This window comes from Burkholderia sp. SR8 (assembly GCF_052851275.1).
The window spans coordinates 237,103-256,312 of sequence record NZ_JAULUC010000009.1 but is presented as its reverse complement, the minus strand read 5'-3'; the positions used below and the strand labels follow the sequence as shown (position 1 = coordinate 256,312).

17 protein-coding genes are annotated in these 19,210 nt (G+C 67.2%); 5 read left to right on the top strand and 12 right to left on the bottom strand.

Annotated features, from left to right (window positions below; all coding sequences use genetic code 11):
* On the bottom strand, positions 1-1,689 hold a 1,689-nt coding region (locus Q3A80_RS14845), incomplete at its 3' end, for an Ig-like domain-containing protein (RefSeq protein ID WP_446329717.1).
* 1,222 nt (positions 1,690-2,911) lie between these two features.
* On the opposite strand from Q3A80_RS14845, the gene Q3A80_RS14840 reads away from it, so the two are divergent.
* Positions 2,912-3,649: a sulfite exporter TauE/SafE family protein gene (locus Q3A80_RS14840; RefSeq protein ID WP_446329716.1), complete on the top strand. Its 738-nt coding sequence runs from the start codon at positions 2,912-2,914 to the stop codon at positions 3,647-3,649.
* A 119-nt stretch (positions 3,650-3,768) separates the two neighbouring features.
* Here Q3A80_RS14840 and Q3A80_RS14835 read toward each other — a convergent pair whose 3' ends face one another.
* From Q3A80_RS14835 to Q3A80_RS14820, 4 genes are all read right to left on the bottom strand, one after another.
* Positions 3,769-4,347 (bottom strand): NnrU family protein, encoded by a 579-nt coding sequence (locus Q3A80_RS14835; protein ID WP_446329715.1) that lies wholly within the window; start codon positions 4,345-4,347, stop codon positions 3,769-3,771.
* A gap of 301 nt (positions 4,348-4,648) precedes the next feature.
* Entirely contained in the window at positions 4,649-5,353 is a 705-nt protein-coding gene (locus tag Q3A80_RS14830) for a TfoX/Sxy family protein (RefSeq protein WP_446329714.1), read from the bottom strand.
* 33 nt (positions 5,354-5,386) lie between these two features.
* Positions 5,387-6,496 (bottom strand): malate/lactate/ureidoglycolate dehydrogenase, encoded by a 1,110-nt coding sequence (locus tag Q3A80_RS14825; protein ID WP_446329713.1) that lies wholly within the window; start codon positions 6,494-6,496, stop codon positions 5,387-5,389.
* A 63-nt stretch (positions 6,497-6,559) separates the two neighbouring features.
* Positions 6,560-8,014, bottom strand: coding sequence for a M20 family metallopeptidase (locus Q3A80_RS14820; protein WP_059506616.1), 1,455 nt, complete (start codon positions 8,012-8,014; stop codon positions 6,560-6,562).
* A gap of 645 nt (positions 8,015-8,659) precedes the next feature.
* On the opposite strand from Q3A80_RS14820, the gene adiC reads away from it, so the two are divergent.
* Together adiC and Q3A80_RS14810 are read left to right on the top strand one after the other, a co-directional pair.
* Positions 8,660-10,192, top strand: a complete 1,533-nt coding sequence (adiC, locus tag Q3A80_RS14815) for an arginine/agmatine antiporter (RefSeq protein WP_446329712.1) — start codon at positions 8,660-8,662, stop codon at positions 10,190-10,192.
* 3 nt (positions 10,193-10,195) lie between these two features.
* Positions 10,196-12,535: an Orn/Lys/Arg family decarboxylase gene (locus Q3A80_RS14810; protein ID WP_446329711.1), complete on the top strand. Its 2,340-nt coding sequence runs from the start codon at positions 10,196-10,198 to the stop codon at positions 12,533-12,535.
* A gap of 93 nt (positions 12,536-12,628) precedes the next feature.
* On the opposite strand, the gene Q3A80_RS14805 is transcribed toward Q3A80_RS14810, so the two are convergent.
* Complete coding sequence (locus Q3A80_RS14805) at positions 12,629-12,802, bottom strand: hypothetical protein (RefSeq protein ID WP_446329725.1); 174 nt, start codon at positions 12,800-12,802, stop codon at positions 12,629-12,631.
* Positions 12,799-13,773, bottom strand: coding sequence for a transcriptional regulator FtrA (gene ftrA, locus Q3A80_RS14800; RefSeq protein ID WP_446329710.1), 975 nt, complete (start codon positions 13,771-13,773; stop codon positions 12,799-12,801). Before ftrA ends, Q3A80_RS14805 begins: the two co-directional genes overlap by 4 nt.
* Before the next feature lie 111 nt (positions 13,774-13,884).
* Between ftrA and Q3A80_RS14795 the strand changes: the two genes are divergently transcribed.
* Positions 13,885-14,304 (top strand): rhodanese-like domain-containing protein, encoded by a 420-nt coding sequence (locus Q3A80_RS14795; protein ID WP_446329709.1) that lies wholly within the window; start codon positions 13,885-13,887, stop codon positions 14,302-14,304.
* Between the two features lie 90 nt (positions 14,305-14,394).
* Positions 14,395-14,721, top strand: a complete 327-nt coding sequence (locus Q3A80_RS14790; protein WP_446329708.1) for a superinfection immunity protein — start codon at positions 14,395-14,397, stop codon at positions 14,719-14,721.
* 24 nt (positions 14,722-14,745) lie between these two features.
* On the opposite strand, the gene Q3A80_RS14785 is transcribed toward Q3A80_RS14790, so the two are convergent.
* From Q3A80_RS14785 to Q3A80_RS14765, 5 genes are all read right to left on the bottom strand, one after another.
* On the bottom strand, positions 14,746-15,918 hold the full coding sequence (locus Q3A80_RS14785) for a cytochrome P450 (RefSeq protein WP_446329707.1): 1,173 nt from the start codon (positions 15,916-15,918) through the stop codon (positions 14,746-14,748).
* 125 nt (positions 15,919-16,043) lie between these two features.
* Positions 16,044-16,310 carry a YodC family protein gene (locus tag Q3A80_RS14780; RefSeq protein WP_446329706.1) on the bottom strand — a complete coding sequence of 89 codons (267 nt, stop codon included), beginning with the start codon at positions 16,308-16,310 and terminating at the stop codon, positions 16,044-16,046.
* A 336-nt stretch (positions 16,311-16,646) separates the two neighbouring features.
* Entirely contained in the window at positions 16,647-17,507 is an 861-nt protein-coding gene (locus tag Q3A80_RS14775) for an isocitrate lyase/PEP mutase family protein (protein ID WP_446329705.1), read from the bottom strand.
* Between the two features lie 250 nt (positions 17,508-17,757).
* Complete coding sequence (locus Q3A80_RS14770; protein ID WP_446329704.1) at positions 17,758-18,618, bottom strand: MurR/RpiR family transcriptional regulator; 861 nt, start codon at positions 18,616-18,618, stop codon at positions 17,758-17,760.
* A gap of 63 nt (positions 18,619-18,681) precedes the next feature.
* Entirely contained in the window at positions 18,682-19,035 is a 354-nt protein-coding gene (locus Q3A80_RS14765; RefSeq protein ID WP_446329703.1) for a NirD/YgiW/YdeI family stress tolerance protein, read from the bottom strand.
* Between the last annotated feature and the right edge of the window lie 175 nt (positions 19,036-19,210).

Genomic DNA, 19,210 nt, shown 5'->3' with positions numbered 1-19,210 from the left:
CGCCGTGCCCGACAGCGACGTACCGTCTGTCGCATTCACCGTCGGCAATGCCGGAGCCGTCGTATCGATCGTCAGATCGAATGCCGTGCTCGGGGCGCTCACATTGCCCGCCGTGTCGGTTGCCGTGACCGTCAGGCTGTGTGCGCCTTCGCCCAGTGCAGTGGTCGGCGTGAAGGTCCAGTTGCCGCTCGGGTCGGCCGTCGTCGTGCCGAGCAGCGTCGTGCCGTCGTAGATGCTCACGGTGCTGCCCGCTTCTGCCGTGCCAGCGAGAGTCGGCGTTGCATCGTCAGTGCTGCCGCCCGAAACGATCGCACCGGCAACAGAGCCAACATCGTCCGTGACGGTTCCGATGATCGGTGCCGCGGGCGCCGTCGTATCGCCCGTCACCGTTACCGAGGCAGAGGGGCTCGTATTACCCGCTGCATCGGTTGCCGTCACGCCAATCACCGTGCCGGCCGGCAGCGGGGTCGACGGCGTGTACGTCCACGCTCCGCTCGGGTCCGCCGTCACGGTGGCATCCGGCGTGCCATCGCCGTTCGTGTCGATGTTGACCGTTGCACCCGCTTCCGCTGTGCCCGACAACGACGTACCGTCCGTCGCATTCACCGTCGGCAACGCCGGAGCCGTCGTATCGATCGTCAAACCGAATGCGGAGCTCGGGGCGCTCACATTGCCCGCCGTGTCGGTTGCCGTGACCGTGATCGAATGCGCACCCTCGCCCAGCCCGGTGCTCGGCGTAAACGTCCACTTCCCGGTCGAATCCGCCGTCGTCGTACCGAGCAATGCCGTGCCGTCATACACGCTCACCGTGCTGCCCGGTTCCGCGGTACCGCTCAATGTCGGCGTCGTATCGTTCGTCGTACCGCCGACCGCCACCGGATGCTGCGCGTCGTCGCTGACGGCCGTGATCGCAGGCGTCTCCGGCACCACCGTATCCACGATGATCCCCACCGCGGTCGGTTCGCTCGTCTTGCCGTTACTGTCGGTCTGCGTAACCGTGATCTGATGGACGCCTTCCGGCAACGTGCCGGGCGTGTACGACCAATGCCCGTTCGCGTCCGCGGTCACCGTGCCGATAGGCTGGCCGTCGACCAGGATCGTGATCCTCGCGTTCGGCTGAGCGCCCGAACCCATGATCGTCGGCGACGCGCGGCCCGTGATGATATTGCCGGTGCCGCCTATCGACTGCCCGTCGACGGAGTCGATCGCCACCCGCGCGGGCCCTGTGGGCGTTCCGCCACCGCCGCTGCCGGTGCCGCCGCCATCCCCGCCGCCGCCGCTGGCCGCAGCGGCCGCAATGCCGCCGGCAGCGGCGACGCCACCGAGAATTCCAAGCAGCGCACCGGTCGACAACCCGTCGCCGATCGGCGCATACGTGAGCGCCGAATCGACGACCCCGTCTCCGGTCGCCTGCAGCCCCGGTCCGAACTGCACGAGAAACCGCCCGTCGTCCTGGACGAACACGAGATTGTGATAATCCGCGCCGTTCTCGAAGAACGCCTGAACACGCACGGTTCGGCCATCCTTGAATTCGACGATCAGGTCGTTCCCCGACCGCGCGTAGTTGGCCACGTCCTCCTTGTGAGCGGACAGCAGGAAATTGGCTGGGCCGCCAGGCGACGTGACGACCTGCGAACCGTTGGCGACAGGAACATCGACGTGATTGCTCAAGACCGACGAGGAAACCATTGCCCGACTCCTTGTAAATGGGTGTGACGAAACCTGGCCCGTCGCCGACGGGCAAACGTTCAACCGAACAGACGCAACGGCGCCCGACGCGAGTTCGCGCCGCTGCATACCGGGTGTCCGGCTCGCGCGGGACACAGCGAGCCGCTAGCCCGCGCGAGGCGGCCTATGACGGAAAAGGAGGAAAAGAGCCGGAGCTGCTATGGAATCAGAGACGAGTCCAGACGACCGGAAAAGCCGTGCGCCCTGCGTGCCAGGAAAGGACCGATCTCGACGCACCATCCCGCCGGACATACGTGTTTGATTGCCCTTGTGCCACGGGCTTTGTCCGCACGGCGATTTTTTTGATATTGGATCTGCATTTCTACCGCCCTCGCCATATTAGTTATTTCCTTTTATCGCGAATCATCAACAATCCGCTTGATCAAGGCGAATTGTCGCGGTGCACCACAACTGCTTTTTACTACCTCTCGTGCCTGCATTCAGATTACACCGATCTTTCACGCACATGATTACACTCCCTTGAAGCTTTTACAAATATTTTCAGTCTTTCTTACGCGTATTTTTCGGGAGCGATAAAAAGATAAACAATTTGGAAGATTGAGTCGTGTGCGTTTGTTGTCGACACAATGATTCGTCGCGATGTCTGCCGTTGCCGGAGTGCCACCGGATAGCCGCGCGCCCCACGGCGAATGGGCACGGCGGACGTTCGCCGCACCGCGGCCGACTTCACTTCATGCCCGGCACGGCGCAATGCAAATGAAACCGAATCCCGATACGTCACTGCATCGAAGCAGCTCGTTGCGACGCGCACCGCGTTCAGCCAAAAACCTTTTCGTCAGCAAGGATTCGTTCACAACCTTTCATTGCACTCACCGCCGGTCGATCCACTCGTGTGCCCCACGCGCCGCCCCGCGCCGCATCCCTTCTATCTCGATTCAGCAAATTCAATTCAATCGCTATCGAAATGGCGCCGACTCACACCGCCGACCATTCTCTGCAAATAAAATGCGCCAAATCAAAAAGAGAGATAAATGACGTGATTTTCCCGAGATTGAATCTTCGTCGGAAGCAATCGATGCGCATTTGGCCCGCGCACCGGTCGCCTCCGCCATGGCCCCGATAGCGCGTGCGTGCACCGCGGTCCTGAATTACCATCGGGCATTCCCGCGCGGCAGGCTTGGCCGTCAGCGGTTCGAGGTCGGATATCCCGGATCAATCGATCGTGCTCGCTCTCATCATCATTGCCGGCGTGTGGGCCGGCCTGCAGAACGCCCTCGCGGGCGGCGGCTCGTTCATCACGCTGCCCGCGCTGATCGTGTCGGGCATGTCGCCGCTCGCGGCCAACATCACCTCGACGGTCGCACTGTTCCCCGGTCAGGTCACGACGGGCTGGGCGAGCCGAAACATGGTGAGCGGCGTCGGCAAGCTGCCGTTTCGCGCGCTGTTCGCGATCAGCGTGGTCGGTGGCGCGCTCGGCGGCCTGCTGCTGCTGAAAACCCCGTCGTCGATCTTCTCGCACCTGGTGCCGTGGCTCGTGCTGTTCGCGACGGTCGTGTTCGCGTGGGGCAGCTTCTTCCGCAAGGCCGCCGCAGGCACGCAGCATCTCGGCCCCGTCGCGGCCGGCGTCGCGCAGTTCCTGATCGCGATCTACGGCGGCTACTTCGGCGGCGGCATCGGGTTCCTGATGATGGCCGCGCTGACGATGGCCGGCCTGCCGCCGCGTCGCGCGATGTCGACCAAGAATGCGCTCGCGGGCGTGATGAACGCGTCGGCAGTCGTGCTGTTCGTCACTTCGCCGCACCTGCACTGGCGCGCGGCAATCGCGCTCGGCGGCGGCGCGATCGTCGGCGGGCTGCTCGGCGCGTGGGCGCTGCACCGCGTGAACGAGCGCGTGCTGCGCATCGCGATCGTCTGCATCGGCGTTGCGCTGACCATCGGGTTGTTCGTGAAACCGATCTGACGCACGCACATTGCGTCGCCGTCGCGACATGCATTGCATCGCCACGGCGTCAATTGATCAGTCGTTCGAAACGTGTCGCGGGGATATCTCGGCCATGCCGCTCAGCATGGCCTGCGCGCTCAACCGAACGGCCGCACGCCGATCAGCGGGCCGTGCAGGAACAGCGCGAACACCGCCCATACGACGAGGCCGGCCACGACTGCGGCGACGTCGCCGGACAGACGCCCGGCCGGATAGCGGACGCCGTCGCGACGATCGCGCGTGCGCGACACGATGAACTGGATGAGCGACCACACGAAGAACGCGCCGAACAGCACGGCCGCATGCACCGTCCCGTTGACGAGCAAATGCGCGACGGCCCACACCATCACGCCGGCGACCATCGGGTGGCCCGCGAGCGTCTTGATCCGGTTGCGCGGCACGTACGACGCGGCGATCAGCACGAACGCGACCGCGGTCAGCATGCCGGTCAGGTGACGGACGCCGGCGGGTGACACCCACAGCAGCGTCGCGTTCTCGCGGGCGACCGCGTAGCCGCGGATGATCAATACGAAGCCGATGATCGACGCAATCGAATAGCCCGCCTTCCAGCCCTTCTCGCCGATGCGCGCGATCATCGCGGCACGCCAGCCATCGGCCACGATCCGGATCGAGTGCACGCCGAGGAAGATCGCTAAACCGAGAATCAGGACGAGCATCGGTTGTCTCCGTCTGGAACGATGAGTGGGGGATGCATGCCACGCGGCGTTCGGTGGGCCGTTCGCGGGGCCGCAGTCAGGGCCGGCACGGGTCGCGCCGGACGCGGTCGCGATCCGCGCCGATCATAAACGCCACGGCCGCGCTTGTGAAGCTTGGGGAATATGCGGGCGGCCGCGTTGCTGTTTTCGTGTACCGGGAATCGGCGGCGCGTTTCGCACGCGTTACGCGAGAACCGGTGAACGGTGAATCGAAAAGAAAGGACAACGGAAATCTCGACGCCGACGCGGCGCTGTCACCGAACTACGGATGCTTGCGCTTCGGCACGGTTTGCGCGGCGGGTTTCGGCGCCGCCTCTGCGAGTGGTTTCGCGCGCCGCTTCGGTGCCGGTTCCGATGCAGCAGCCGACTTCCGCTCCGACGATGGCTCGGGTGCCGCTTTCGCGGTCGCCCGGCGCTTCGGCGCGACTTTTGAGACTGGTTCGGATTCCGGCGCTTGCACCGCTTTCACAGGCGTGTTCTTCTTCGCGGGCTTTGACCCAGGCGTCGCGCCCGCGTCACGTTCCAGCGCACGCACCGGCATCGACGCGGCCTTCGCCGTGCGCTTCGGTACGGCATTCGACGCCGCTCCCGGCGCCGGCGCCCGCACCGCCTTCGCGTTGCGCTTCGGTGCCCCCGCCAGCAGCGCCGCGCGATACGCGCCGCGACACCAGTCGAACAGCGCGCCGGCATCCTCGAGCACGTCGGCCGGCGTTTCGTAATAGCCTTCGAGCGCGACGGTGCGCGTACGGCCGGCATACGAGAACGGCCCCATCCCCGCCGCGACGAACGCGGGCCGGTTCACGTCGTCGACACGCAGAAACAGCGAGCCGCGCGCGAGAAACCCGAACATCACGCCGTCGAGCCGCATCGCCGCGCCGCTGAAGAAGCGCGTAACCTCGACGCGGCCGAGGCTCGCGATCTGATAGGCGATCTCTTCGCCGTGCGCCTTGTCAGCCTGCCAGCTCATCGGTTGTCCTGTCGTGGCGGTGCATCGGGCCTGTCACGCGGCGCCGGTACAGCGCTGCGTCCACGTCTCGAGTTCCGCATCGACGAAGCCGACGGCCGCGGCGCTTTCGCAAATCTGCCGCCACGTCGCACGATCGACCGGAATGCCGTGCGCGCCGCGCGCGGCGCGACTCGCCTCCTCCGGCTCGCCGGGCATCAGCACCGGCGCATCGCCCGCCTGCGGCGACGCCTTCGCCCATGCGATAAACGCGTCGGCTTCCCGCTCCGCATCGGCGGCATCGAACGCGTTCGGATCGATCAGCACCGACAGCATCCCGTTGACGATCGCGCTGGTCTTCTGCAGCGTGCCGTCGTAGGTCGTATGCCCGCCCACCAGCGCGCCGCCGAAGATCTCGCACATCGCGGCCAGCGCATAGCCCTTGTGCAGACCGAACGGCAGCAGCGAACCGAACGGCTGCTCGTGCATCACGGCCGGATCGTCGGTCGGCTGGCCGCGATGATCGATCAGCGACCCGGCCGGCACGCGCTTGCGCTGGTTGTATGCGACCCGCGTCTTGCCGTACGCGATCGCGCTCGTCGCGAAGTCGAGCAGCAGCGGCGGCCGGCCCGCGCGCGGATACGCGGCGCAGAACGGATTCGTGCCGAAGCGCGGATCGGTGCCGTGCAGCGGCGCGACGAGCAGGTCGCCCGGCACGTTCACGAAATGAAACGACACGAGCCCCGAGCGCGCGCATTGCTCGGCCCAGTGCCCGATGCGGCCGAGATGATGGACGTCGCGCAGCCCGATCGCGCAGATGCCCATGCGTCGCGCGCGCTCGATTCCTTCGACCATCGCCTCGAACGCGATCACCTGACCGAAGCCGCGGCCGCCGTCGATGGTCAGCACCGCGCCGCCGTCGCGCACGATCGACGCGTGCCCGTTCAATTGCAGCTGCCCTTCGCGCCACGACGCGACGTAGTTCGGGATCATCCCGATCCCGTGCGAATCGTGCCCGGCCAGATTCGCGCCGACCAGGTGATCGGCGACGAGCCGCGCCTCGCGTTCGCTGCTGCCGACCCGCTCCCACAGTGCCGCGACGAACGCATGCAGCGGTTCGGCGTGCATCCGCAACGCGTCGGTATCGGGTGTCGGCAGCGCGGTCATCGGCAAGGCTCCGTCAGGTCGGGTTGAATCCGGTCGGGTCGGTCGTGCAAACGGCGCGTGCGTTCAGCGCGCGGACGCGATCACGTCCGCGACCGCCGCCGTCAGCTTCTTCGCATACGGCACGTGCAGGAACTCGTTCGGGCCGTGCGCATTCGACTTCGGCCCGAGCACGCCGCACACCATGAACTGCGCGGACGGAAAGCCGGCCTGCAGCACGTTCATCAGCGGGATCGTGCCGCCGAGGCCCATGTAAGCGCAGTCCGCGCCGAAATGGCGGCGCGACGCGGCGTCGAGCGACGATGCGAGCCACGGTGCGAGATCCGGCGCGCTCCAGCCGGTCGCGGCACCCGCATCCGGCTTGAACGTGACCTTCGCGTTGTACGGCGGGTCGAGTTCGAGCAGTTCCTTCAGTTGCTGCACGGCCTGCGCGGCGTCGACGAGCGGCGGCAGGCGCAGCGACAGCTTGAACGCGGTGCGCGGACGCAGCACGTTGCCCGCGTCGGCGAGCGCCGGCAGGCCAGCCGCGCCGGTCACCGACAGCGACGGACGCCACGTCGAATTCAGCAGCGCCTCGCGCGGATCGGTCGTGGTCGGCAGCACCGGCTTGCCGTCCGCGCCGCATGCCCACGGCAGCCCCTTCCACACGGCGTCGCCGAGAATCGCGGCGGCCGCGTCGGCTTCGCGCACGCGGCTGTCGGGAATCTCGCAATGGAACACGCCCGGCAGCAGGTTGCCGTTCTTCGCGTCTTCCAGGCGCTCGAACAGCTGGCGCATCACGCGGAAGCTCGACGGCGCGATGCCGCCGAACACGCCCGAGTGAACGCCTTCCTCGAGCACCTCGACCTGCAGGTCGCCGGACACGAGCCCGCGCAGCGACGTCGTGAGCCACATCTGGTCGTAGTTGCCGGCGCCCGAATCGAGGCACACGACGAGCGAGACCTGGCCGAGCCGGTCGCGCAACGCGTCGACGTACGGCAGCAGGTCGTAGCTGCCCGACTCCTCGCAGGTCTCGATCAGGCCAACGCAGCGCGGCCGTTCGACGCCCTGCTCGTCGAGCGCGCCGAGCGCCGCGAGGCTCGCGTAGATCGCGTAGCCGTCGTCCGCGCCGCCGCGGCCGTACAGCTTGCCGTTCTCGAACTTCGGCGTCCACGGCCCGAGGTCGGCGCGCCAGCCGTCGAATTCGGGCTGCTTGTCGAGATGGCCGTACAGCAGGATCGTGTCGGTGCTGCCCGAGCGCGTGGCAGGCGTTTCGAAGAAGATCACCGGCGTGCGGCCGGGCAAGCGCACGATCTCGAGCTTCAGGCCTTTCACCGGCTGGCGCTCGGCCCACTGCGCGGCATCGGTGACGACCCGTTCGAGATACCCGCGCTTTGCCCAGTCGGGGTCGAATGCGGGACTCTTCGCGGGGATCGCGATGTAGTCGGTCAGTGCGTGGAGGATTTCATCGTTCCACTTGCGCTCGACGAAGGTAACGAGCTTGTCATGGTCGAGGACGGGGGTAGTGTCGACGGAGGTCATGGTGGGTGCCTGGATAGGGCTGACGAAAATCCGGATGATACGCCGATGGGCCTGGCGCCGGGCGGCTTTCGGCGGCCGCTTTCGCGGACCCTTCACCGTCCTTTTCCACGCGCGTTCCGGGCTGCATGCCGCGCCCGTCGAGCAACCTCCGTGACTGCGCCGCGCGAGTCAGCCGGCAGCGGGTGCTCGGCCCGCACCGGCCCCGGAGCGGAATCTGCGCCCGTTACCAGCACGCAACGCATATTTCCGCCTGCGACCCATCTTTTAATTCCATTGACAACAATCAACAAAATCGATCATTAACCAAACGATTATTTACATCACGGTGCGATTCAGCCACTTCGGAAAATCATCGATTATCGACCGACACCGCATTCAACGAGCCTTTCCGATAGTCCTGCGACGCAGGCGCACGCCCGACACGCCCCCGACGCCAACCGGCCACGGCCACGCCGGGACATCGTTTCGCCTGACTCAATGATTCACGTCAATATTTAAACAATTTAATTTCGACGTTTTCAATTACGAATCTCATTAACGAGATAACATGACGTCGTTCAATAAACCGACGATCCGTTCCGGAATCGTCGACCGGCGCCGGGCCGCGCCACCTCAACCGCATCACGTCTTTTCAAGGAGCCTCGCATGTCCGATGCCAGCTCGTCCCCCTCCCGTTCCGCCGCCGCGCCGACGGCCGCCGCCGCACCGAAAATCGGCGTCATCCCCGCCACGTTGATGGTCGCGGGCAACATGATGGGCTCCGGCGTCTTCATGCTGCCCGCGAACCTCGCCGCCACCGGCGGCATCGCGATCTTCGGCTGGCTGATCACCGTCGTCGGCGCCGTGTCGCTCGCGCTGGTGTTCGCAAAGCTCGCCGCGATCGACCCGGCCGCCGGCGGCCCGTACGCGTATGCGCGCAAGTCGTTCGGCCCGTACATCGGCTACCAGACCAACCTGATCTACTGGCTCGCGAACGTGCTCGGCAACGTCGGCCTCGCGGTCGCCGGCCTCGGCTATCTGACGCACTTCTTCCCGATGCTGCGCGACCCGCTCGTGTTCGCGCTCGCGCAGATCTTCGTGATCTGGCTGTTCACGTACGCGAACATCCTCGGGCCGAACGTCGTCGGCCGCGTGCAGTCGGTCACCACGATCTTCGCGCTCGTGCCGATCCTCGGGATGGCCGTGTTCGGCTGGTTCTGGTTCAGCAAGGACGTGTATTTCGCCGGCTGGAACGTGTCGGGCGCCAGCAGCTTCAGCGCGATCGGCGCGACGCTGAATTTCACGCTGTGGGCGTTCATCGGCGTCGAGAGCGCGTCGGTGTCGGCCGGCGTGGTCGAGAACCCGTCGCGCAACGTGCCGATCGCGACCGTCGGCGGCGTGGTGCTCGCGGCCGTCTGCTACGTGCTGAGCTCGACCGTGATCATGGGGATGATCCCGAACAAGGCGCTGCTCGCGTCGAGCGCGCCGTTCGCGGATGCCGCGCGCCTCGCGCTCGGCGACACCGCGGCGAATGCAGTCGCGATCTGCGCGGCGCTCGGCTGCCTCGGCTCGCTCGCGGGCTGGACGCTGCTGGTCGGCCAGACCGCGAAGGCCGCAGCCGACGACGGGCTGTTTGCCGGCGTGTTCGCACGCGTGAACGCGAAGAACGTGCCGTCGGCCGGCCTCGCGATCGTCGCGGCGATCATGTCGGTGCAGGTGCTCGCGACGATGTCGCCGAGCGCGAGCGAGCAGTTCGGCAAGATCGCGTCGATCGCCGTGATCATGACGCTGCTGCCGTACATCTACTCGTGCATCGCGATCAAGGTGCTCGGCTACGGCAAGATGCCGTCGCACCAGTTCACGTTCTACACGATCGTCGGCCTGATCGGCGCCGTCTACGCGCTGTGGGCGATGGTCGGCTCCGACGGCCAGCAGACGCGCTGGTCGCTGATCTTCGTGATCGCGACGATCGTGTTCTACGAGCTGTCGATCAACCGCCAGCGCGAAATCGAGGAAACCCATGTTCATCCGGGCGGCCGTTCGCCGCGCTGGGTGCGCTATTTCGCGCTCGGCGTGACCATCGTCGCGCTCGTCGCGACCTTCTGGATCTCCGTGGGCCGACACAAGGCCGACATCCTTCACGCGCGCTCGCCGGCCGTGGCCGCGAACGTCCAGGCAACCCAGCAAACGGTGGACTAACCCATGACCGCTTCCTTGACCCAACCGGCGTTCCGCCGCCTCGGCATGAAGGCGCTGCTCGTGCAGCACGACGTCGACGAACGCACGGCCGCCGGCCGCGCGGCCACCGCGCTCGCCGAGGAATTGCGCACGCGGCTCGTCGACGTCGTGATCGCGACCTCCGCCGAAGACGCGCGTGCCGTGGTCGACGCCGATCCCGCGATCCAGTGCCTGCTGCTCAACTGGGAACTCGGCAACGACGCCGGTCATGCGCCCGCGCAGGCCGTGCTCGACGCGATGCGCGCGCGCAATGCGACGGTGCCGGTGTTCCTGCTCGCGAGCCGCGCGAGCGCGGCCGCGATTCCGGTCGACGCGATGCGCAAGGCCGACGACTTCATCTGGATGCTCGAGGACACCACCGCATTCATCGGCGGCCGGATCGTCGCCGCGATCGAACGCTACCGCGAGACCGTGCTGCCGCCGATGTTCCGCGCGCTCGCGCAGTTCTCGCGCGTGTACGAATACTCGTGGCATACGCCGGGCCACACGGGCGGCACCGCGTTCCTGAAATCGCCGGTCGGGCGCGCGTACTTCGAATTCTTCGGCGAGGCGCTGTTCCGCTCGGACCTGTCGATCTCGGTCGGCGAACTCGGTTCGCTGCTCGATCACTCGGGGCCGATCGGCGAAAGCGAACGCTACGCTGCGCGCGTGTTCGGCGCGCACCGCACGTATCACGTGACGAACGGGTCGTCGATGTCGAACCGCGTGATCCTGATGGCGAGCGTCACGCGCAACCAGGTCGCGCTGTGCGACCGCAACTGCCACAAGTCGGCCGAGCACGCGATGACGATGTCGGGTGCGATTCCGACGTACCTGATTCCGTCACGCAACCATTACGGAATCATCGGGCCGATCATGCCGGAGCGGCTCACGGCCGCCGCCGTGCGTCTCGCGATCGACGCGAACCCGCTCGTGCGCGGCCGCGACGGCATCGATCCGACGCCGGTGCATGCGCTGATCACGAACTCGACGTACGACGGCCTCTGCTACAACGTCGCGCGCGTCGAGGAACTGCTCGGCCAGAGCGTCGACCGGTTGCATTTCGACGAGGCGTGGTACGGCTATGCGCGCTTCAACCCGATCTACCGCGATCGCCACGCGATGCACGGCGATCCCGCGCAGCACGACGCGAGCAAGCCGACCGTGTTCGCGACGCAGTCGACCCACAAGCTGCTCGCCGCGCTGTCGCAGGCGTCGTTCATTCATGTCCGCGACGGCCGCAATCCGATCGAACATGCGCGCTTCAACGAGGCGTACATGGTGCATGCGTCGACGTCGCCGAACTACGCGATCATCGCGTCGAACGACGTGAGCGCCGCGATGATGGACGGCCCCGGCGGCGGCGCGCTGACGACCGACGCGATCCGCGAGGCCGTGTCGTTCCGGCGGATGCTCGCGCGGCTGCATGCGGAATGCGAGGAGAACGACGACTGGTTCTTCAACGGCTGGCAGCCGGACACCGTCGTCGAGCGCAAGACGGGCCGGCGCGTGCGCTTCCATGAGGCGGACGAAACGCTGCTCGCCACCGATCCGTCATGCTGGGTGCTGCATCCGGGCGATACATGGCACGGCTTCGGCGACATCGAGGACGACTACTGCATGCTCGATCCGATCAAGGTATCGATCGTGACGCCGGGCGTCGCGCCGCACGGCGGGCTGATGCCGGTCGGCATTCCGGCGTCGGTCGTCACCGCGTACCTGGACCGGCACGGGATCGTCGTCGAGAAGACGACCGACTTCACGATCCTGTTCCTGTTCTCGCTCGGCGTGACGAAGGGCAAGTGGGGCACGCTCGTCAACACGCTGCTCGACTTCAAGCGCGACTACGACGCGAACGCGCCGCTCGAACAGGCGCTGCCGGAACTCGTCGCACGCTATCCGGACCGCTACGGCAAGCTCGGCCTGCGCGAGCTGTGCGACCTGATGTTCGGCGCGATGAGCGACCTGAGGACGACCGAGATGATGTCGCGCGGCTTCTCGACGCTGCCGAAACCCGACTTCAGCCCTGCCGAGGCCTTCGAGCGCCTGGTGCACAACGACATCGAGATGCTGGAGCTGTCGGAGATGGCGGGCCGCACCGTCGCGACGGGCGTCGTGCCGTATCCGCCCGGCATTCCGCTGCTGATGCCCGGCGAGAATGCGGGGCCGGCCGACGGCCCGCTGCTCGGCTATCTGAAGGCGCTCGAGCAGTACGACCTGCGCTTCCCCGGCTTCACGCACGATACGCATGGCGTCGAAGTCGAGGACGGCGTGTATCGGATTGCGTGCATCAAGGAAACCGCGCGCGCTACCAATACCCGTTGAGCATGCGGATTGCGACGTCGCGCCGGCAATAGGCGGCCGGCGTCGCGACGCACCGTCACTGCCGGCGCTGCGTCGTGACCGCGATGACGCCGATTACGCGCTCAACCGGCCGACCCACGCGGCAAGCTGCGCTTCGCCTTCTTCATCGAGCTTGCCGCTCAGTTCGCCGTCCCACGGTGCAATTGCATCGGCTGGCAGCGCGGCCTTCAGGATCTCGAGACCGTTCTCCAGGAACGAACGGACGGAACGAACAGACGCGACGCTCACGCGTCCGGCGACCGAACACCGCGATCCATCCCGCGCCGGTACGCGGCCGGGCTGGTCGCCGCGACGCGCCGGAAATGCCGGCGCAGCGATTCCTCGGAACCGAACCCCGAACGCGCGGCGATCTGCGCAAGCGACAGCGCGGGATGGGCTTCGAGCATGTCCTTCGCGACGTTCACGCGCTCGCGGATTAGCCACGCGAGCGGCGACATCCCCGTCGCATCCGCGAACTGCCGCTGCAGCGTGCGCGTGCTCATCGCGGCTTGCGCGGCCAGCGACGCGAGCGTGTGCGGCTCGGCCGCGTGCGCACGCATCCAGTCGATCAGCTTCGCGAGCCGGTCGCTGCCGCCCGGTGCGACCGGGCGCGGCACGAATTGCGCCTGACCGCCGTCGCGATGCGGCGGCAGCACGAGCCGCTGCGCCACGCGATTCGCGATCGCGCCGCCGTGATCGCGCCGCACGAGATGCAGCAGCATGTCGAGCCCCGCCGCCGAACCGGCCGACGTGACGACCTGCCCTTCGTCGACGTACAGCGCGTCGGGATTCACCGTCAGTGCCGGATAGCGCGCCCGCAGACGCTCCGCATAGCGCCAGTGCGTCGTTACGGTGAGCCCGTCGAGCACGCCGGCTGCCGCGAGCACGAACACGCCGGAACAGATCGAACAGAGCCGCGCGCCGCGGCGATGCGCGGCACGCAGCTTCTTCAGCAACGGTTCGGGCGGCAGTTCGTCCGGATCGCGCCAGCCGGGAATCACGATGGTGTCGGCGCGATCGAGCATCGCGAGGCGGTACGGCGCGGCGATCGTGATGCCGCCCGCCGCGCGCACGGGGCCCGGCTCGCTCGCGCAGACCGCGAACCGATACCAGTCGACGCCGAGTTCCGGGCGTTCGAGCGCGAACAGTTCGACCACGCAGCCGAATTCGAAGGTGCAGAGGCGATCGTAGGCGAGCGCGACGACGAGATGATTGTGCATGGCGCGATGTTACCGGAACTTGTCGATCGCGCCACTGCCGCAATGGCCGCCGAACCGCGATACTGCCCTTCATTCCGGCGCATTCCGCGCCGCCGTTCAGGAGCGCCTTTCATGTCATACGTAACCGACGTCCCCGCGGCCGACAGCGCGGCCGCCCTCGCCCACTTCGAAGCGTCGCTGCGCTTCGAGACCGACTGCTGGGACACGCACGACGCGCTTGCGTCCGGCGCGCCCGATTTCGTACTGCTCGACGTCCGGAGTCCCGAGCAATTTGCCGCCGGCCACGTGCCCGGCGCGCGCAACCTGCCGCACCGCAAGATCGTCGCCGGCAAGCTCGCCGAGCATTCGGCCGACACGCTGTTCGTCGTCTACTGCGCCGGCCCGCACTGCAACGGCGCCGCGCGCGCGGCGATCCGGCTCGCGCGCCTTGGCCGGCCGGTGAAGCTGATGATCGGCGGCATCACCGGCTGGCTCGACGAAGGTTTCGCGCTGAGCAACGAACTGCGCGCCGAGGACGCCGTTACGCGCTGATCGTCATCAAAAGCGCAACAATCAATTGCCAGCACGCGAACGGAAAAAGCGCGACAATCGGCTTCATTGCAGTTCGGACGGAGCAGCAACATGCAACACGCAGTCCTGATTCAGGTGGCCGGTTCGGTCGCAGCGATCGCGCTCTATTTTCTTCCCGCCGTCATCGCCGACCGGCGCGGCCGGCGCGACAAGCTGACGATCGCGATGTTCAACGCGCTGTTCGCGTGGACGGGCATCGGCTGGCTGATGACGCTGTACTGGGCATGCCAGCCGAACCCGCAAACCGACGTCGCGCAGACCATCCTCGCGAAGCGTCGCGGCATCAGCATGCGCACCTTCTCGACCGGTCTCGTCGAACGCGTACAGCGACGCGTCGCGGCCCAGGAGCAATGGGCCGAGAAGCAGGGTTGCCGCTGAAGCGCGCCATTCCCGTCTTTCCGGCTACCTCGCCGCGCCGAACTTCGGCATCCTGACGTTGGTCGAGGCCCGGTAGTCCCACACCAGCCTGTCGCGCGGCGCGTTACCGACCGCGCGCAACCACGCCCCGAACGCCCCCGCCGTTACCGCCCGAGCGATCCGCTCGCCCGGACAGCCGTGCGGCCCCGTGCCGAAACCGAAATTCGGCCCCGGCACGCGCCCGGGCAGCAAGCGATGCGGGTCGCGATGCACGACCGGATCGCGGTTCGCCGCCGCCAGCACGACGAGGATCGCCGCGCCGGCATCGACGGTCACGCCTTCGATCGTCGTGCGCGACGCGACGAAGCGGCGCGTGTTCTGCACCGGCGAATCGAATCGACCGACTTCGGCGACGAATGCATCGAGCGCTGCCGCGTCCGGCATTTCGCGGTCGCCGTCGGCGATCGTGATGTCCGATGCGGCCAGCACATTGCCGAGCCATGCGGCCGTCGCCTCGCACGTCTGCGACAGCAAACCGACGAGATTCGCGACGAGCGCGCCGCTCGCGTGCCAGCCCGCCGCACGCGCCGCCTGCTGAATTGCCGCGACGAGCGAGCCGTCGTGTGCACGGGTGTGCGCGACGCGTTCCGTCATCCGGTCCAGCAGTTCCCGCGCGCCGTCGCTCGCTCTGGCCAGCGCCGCGTCGTCCGACAGCGGCGACAGCGCGGCGACGAAGTCGACGACCCGCGCGGCGATGTCGTCGAGCTGCGACTCGTCGAAACCGAGCAGATCGGCGACCGCGCAAACCGGCACCGTCATGCACCACGCGTTCAATGCGTCGGCGTCGTGCGGCGCACGCAGGCGGTCGCCGGCGAGGCGGGCGGCACGCTCGCGCAACGCGTCCGCATCGATCGGCGCGAACGCCGCGCGCAGCGCCTGCTTCGGCACATCGTGCCGCAGCGCGCCGTCGTTCATGCGCACCAGTTCGCCGAACAGCGCGCCCGCCGTGGTGCCGCGCAACGCGGGCGGCACCGGCGCATCGAGCGGCCTGACGCGACACGCCGGGTGGCCGAGCACCGCGGTCACGCTCGCCGCGCGGCTCGCGACCCAGAGTCCGAGCGTGGCGTCGAACGCGAGCGGCGGCCCGTCGACGAGCGTCGCGTAGTAGGGATAGGGATCGCGGTGCGTGACCGCGGCAATCGGATCGGTCGGGTTCATGCGTGCAGTATCGGCGCCTCCGACCGCCGGATGTTTCGCGTCGACGTGAAATGTCGCTGTACCTGCCATGCGCCCGCTGCGTCGCACCCATTCACGGGCGCCGGATGGCGCACCGCGGGCCTGTGTCAGGCGGCGGAACGGCAACGATGCGCCTGCATGCGCAGGCGGACACGGCCGGCGGAAATCGCGCGCGGCTCCAGCGCCACCGTATCGTGATGGAACATTTCCTGGCGGAAGTGGCCGCTGTCGTCGAACCACTGGCAGATCAGCCAGTCGGCATCGTCGAACACGACCGGCCCGGCATAGGTGACCGTCATGCGCGGCCCGCCGGTTTTCAGCGTCACGACATCGCCGGCGCGAAAGCCGCCGCGGTGATTTTCTCGGAATTTCATCGCTCTCTCGATTTTATATATATTCATTTTCCGGCGGCCCGCTCGCCGGTCATTCGGATATGCAGCAGATTACCAATCCGAAAAATAACCGGCAACTCCCGAAAATCAAAAACGACATCGGGCGGAAAATCGCAACAATACGCGTGATCGATACGCGTGGCGCGCGATTGGTGCCAGAACGGACGCGGCTTGCGCGCCGGTCCGGCGCCTCCAGCCGGAATGCGGAGAATAAACGATGTATTTCGAGCCGTCAGCGGTCTTTAAATCGGCCGCGGGTTCCGTTGATTACTGTCAATCCGGTTTTCGGCTGGAAACGTTCCCACTATTAATCGGCGCTCACCGGGCAAACTGCACCGGCGAATTGTCCGGCGCCGAAAACCAGCGATCGAGGTCGCGCCCCGGCACTGCCGCCTGCGCGAACGTGAAGGTGCCGTCGCGCGCCATCTCCGTCGCGGCGCGCAGGAACGCGCCGAGCGCGGTCCGCGCCAGCGCGCCGCCGACGCTGACGCGCTTCACGCCGAGCGCCGCGAGCGCATCGACGCTCAGCAACCCGCCCTGCAGCCCCATCACGACGTTGACCGGCGCATCGACCGCGCGCGTGACGGCCGCGATGTCGTCGGGATCGGTCAGGCCCGGCGCGTACAGCACGTCGGCACCCGCGTCGCGATACGCGACCAGCCGCGCGATCGTGTCGGCAAGGTCGCGGCGGCCGTGCAGGTAGTTCTCGCAGCGCGCGGTCAGCGTGAACGGAAACGGCAGCGCGCGCGCCGCGTCGACCGCCGCCGCGATGCGCTCGACCGCCGCGTCGTGCGGATAGATCGGCGCGTCGGCACGGCCGGTCGCGTCTTCGATCGAGCCGCCCACCGCGCCGGCGCCGGCGGCGAGCCGGATCGTCTCGGCGACCGTGTCCGGCGTGTCGCCGAAGCCGGTCTCGAGATCGGCGCTGACCGGCAGCCCGCCCGCGGCGACGATCTCGGCGATGTGGGCGAGCATCTCGTCACGGCCGATCGCGTTGTCGGGCCGCCCTCTCGAGTAGGCAAAGCCGGCGCTCGTGGTCGCGAGCGATTCGAAGCCGGCCATCGCGAGCAGGCGCGCGGAACCGGCGTCCCACGGGTTCGGGATGATGAATGCGCCGGGGCGCGCATGCAGCGCACGGAACGCTTCGGCTTGGCGGAATTGCAGGTCGGATGCGGACATCGCTGTCTCCTCGGAACGGGAGACGCCAGCATACGCGCGCGCGATACCGCGACGTTTCGGGGTGCAGCGAAATATCGATGGCGGCGGCACATCGCCGGAGCCGACGCCCGGGCGCCTGGCCGGCTTTCGTCGCACCGGACGAGCGGCGCGGCAATCTGCTTGCGGACGGTCGCGCCGGAGCCGAACGTCACCGGCTGCGTCGGATCAACGGCAAAACCGGCAACGCGGGAGGTTGGGGCCGCACGCGCGGCTACACGACATACGCGCCCTTTGCATGCAGTTCCGCTTCCGCGCGCTCGAGCGCCGCAATCGCATCGCTGCCTTCGAGCGCGAGCAACTGCGCGACCAGCGCTTCGGCCATCGCATGCGCGGCGACCAGCGACGGAAAGAACGACGGGCTGTCGTGCGTGAAGATCAATTGCGCATCGGCATGCAGCGCGATCGGCGATACCGCGCTGTCGGTGATCGCGACGATCTTGCTGCCCTGCGCTTTCGCCGCCTGCGCGACGCGCGTCGCTTCCGCGGAATACGGCGCGAAGCTGATGATCACGGTCACGCTCTGCTTCGCGATCGTGCGCAGCTCCATCTCGAGCGAACCCGCGACGCCGTTGAGCAACGACACGGTCGGCCGGAACAGCCGGTAGCCGTACACGAAACCGAACGCGACCGGATAGCACGACCGGAACCCGGCGACGTGCACGTGCGATGCCTTGCGGATCAGCTTCGCGGCGTCGGCGAGCGCGTGCTCGTTCTGCGCGGCGGTCGCGGCGAGATTGTGTTGCTGCGCGGCGAGCAGGTCGTGCGCGAGCGACGCCTTCGCGTCCGGCCGCACCAGCGAACGCGCCCGCTGCGTGAGCGGCTCGGGACGCGTGCGCACGCGCGCGACGCACAGGTCGCGCAGTTCGTTCCAGCCGGGGAAACCGAATTGCTGCGCAAGCCGAACGAGCGACGCGGGCTGAACCTGCGCGCGCTGTGCGACCTTGCGCATCGACGAGGTGGCGACCTCGTCGGGATGATCGAGCAGAAATGCAGCGCCCGCCTGGAATTGCGGGCTCAGTTCGGAAAATTGCGTCCGGATCCGGGACGCGAGTTCATCGAAATTGGCAGCCATCTTGGTGGGAACGGGAACCGGTCGCTCATGGTATCACCGGCCCCGTCCGCACCGGTGCACCGGTCAGCGCAGGACTTCGACGTGATCGGCGTCGACCTTCACGCGCCCCGACCATTTGCGCTCGAATTCGCCGGTCACCTTCACTTCGTTCTTGTCGCTGACGGGCTGCCCCGCCGCCCACAGCTTGTGGTCGATTTCGACGCGAATCGAGCCGGTCGCATCGGCGAACTCGTAATCCTCGCCGCCGACGTGCTTGACGATGCGCCCCTGCAACTGCACGTGCTGATCGTCCTTGCCGTTCGCAAGGAGCTCCTTCACGGTGGTGGTCGTCAGCGCGGACGGCCCGGTGTACTGCGCATGGACGGCCGCAGGCAGCACCGCGAGCGCGATCGTCAGGATTCTGGCCAGGTGTTTCATGATCGTGTTCCTCTTCTTCGATTGGGCGCCGCGCCCCGTTGAACGCGACGGACCAAGATTACGGACCGTAAGATTAAGCAAACCTGAAGGACGCGCCGAGGCGACACGAAGCCGCATGGGACAAGTCCGAAAGTACGGCAAGGCCGCGATCTTTAAGCTCCGCCTAAGCCACGTG

What these genes read in the sequence shown, in the direction of transcription:
- Q3A80_RS14825 (WP_446329713.1), bottom strand. Translation starts at nt 6,496, where the DNA reads ATGACCGCGCTGCCGACACCCGATACCGACGCGTTGCGGATGCACGCC.
- Q3A80_RS14785 (WP_446329707.1), bottom strand. Translation starts at nt 15,918, where the DNA reads ATGAACCCGACCGATCCGATTGCCGCGGTCACGCACCGCGATCCCTAT.
- ftrA (WP_446329710.1), bottom strand. Translation starts at nt 13,773, where the DNA reads ATGCACAATCATCTCGTCGTCGCGCTCGCCTACGATCGCCTCTGCACC.
- Q3A80_RS14765 (WP_446329703.1), bottom strand. Translation starts at nt 19,035, where the DNA reads ATGAAACACCTGGCCAGAATCCTGACGATCGCGCTCGCGGTGCTGCCT.
- adiC (WP_446329712.1), top strand. Translation starts at nt 8,660, where the DNA reads ATGTCCGATGCCAGCTCGTCCCCCTCCCGTTCCGCCGCCGCGCCGACG.
- Q3A80_RS14790 (WP_446329708.1), top strand. Translation starts at nt 14,395, where the DNA reads ATGCAACACGCAGTCCTGATTCAGGTGGCCGGTTCGGTCGCAGCGATC.
- Q3A80_RS14770 (WP_446329704.1), bottom strand. Translation starts at nt 18,618, where the DNA reads ATGGCTGCCAATTTCGATGAACTCGCGTCCCGGATCCGGACGCAATTT.
- Q3A80_RS14830 (WP_446329714.1), bottom strand. Translation starts at nt 5,353, where the DNA reads ATGAGCTGGCAGGCTGACAAGGCGCACGGCGAAGAGATCGCCTATCAG.
- Q3A80_RS14795 (WP_446329709.1), top strand. Translation starts at nt 13,885, where the DNA reads ATGTCATACGTAACCGACGTCCCCGCGGCCGACAGCGCGGCCGCCCTC.
- Q3A80_RS14775 (WP_446329705.1), bottom strand. Translation starts at nt 17,507, where the DNA reads ATGTCCGCATCCGACCTGCAATTCCGCCAAGCCGAAGCGTTCCGTGCG.
- Q3A80_RS14835 (WP_446329715.1), bottom strand. Translation starts at nt 4,347, where the DNA reads ATGCTCGTCCTGATTCTCGGTTTAGCGATCTTCCTCGGCGTGCACTCG.
- Q3A80_RS14820 (WP_059506616.1), bottom strand. Translation starts at nt 8,014, where the DNA reads ATGACCTCCGTCGACACTACCCCCGTCCTCGACCATGACAAGCTCGTT.
- Q3A80_RS14780 (WP_446329706.1), bottom strand. Translation starts at nt 16,310, where the DNA reads ATGAAATTCCGAGAAAATCACCGCGGCGGCTTTCGCGCCGGCGATGTC.
- Q3A80_RS14810 (WP_446329711.1), top strand. Translation starts at nt 10,196, where the DNA reads ATGACCGCTTCCTTGACCCAACCGGCGTTCCGCCGCCTCGGCATGAAG.